Here is a 452-nt window from a genome sequence, read left to right on the forward strand (position 1 = left end):
TTGATCAACGACATCGCCAGCCAGACCAATCTGCTGGCCTTGAACGCCACCATCGAGGCGGCGCGCGCCGGAGAGGCCGGCAAAGGCTTCGCCGTGGTTGCCGGCGAGGTGAAGAATCTCGCCAACCAGACCGGCAAGGCCACCGAGGAAATCGCCCAGCAGGTGACCGCCGTGCAATCGGCCACCAAGGAGGCGGTGCAGGCCATTCAGGCCATCGGCGCCACCATCACGGAGATCAATCAGATCTCCACCACCATCGCCTCGGCGGTCGAGCAGCAAGGGGCGGCCACCCAGGAAATCGCCCGCAACGTGAACGAGGCCTCCATCGGCACCCGTCAGGTCACCCAGAACATCGGCGGAGTATCCGAGGCGGCCGAGGGAACCGGCCATGCCGCCTCCGACGTGCTGGGCGCCGCCACAGAACTGTCCCGCCACGCCGAAACCATGAAACA

Annotated in this window: 1 protein-coding gene; it reads left to right on the forward strand. The window is 65.9% G+C overall.

Translation table 11 applies throughout. The features are described from left to right. On the forward strand, positions 1-452 hold a 452-nt coding region (locus CWS72_RS27880), incomplete at both ends, for a methyl-accepting chemotaxis protein (protein ID WP_101251979.1).

Origin of the sequence: Telmatospirillum siberiense, from assembly GCF_002845745.1 — a bacterium.
Classification (GTDB): domain Bacteria; phylum Pseudomonadota; class Alphaproteobacteria; order Rhodospirillales; family Magnetospirillaceae; genus Telmatospirillum; species Telmatospirillum siberiense.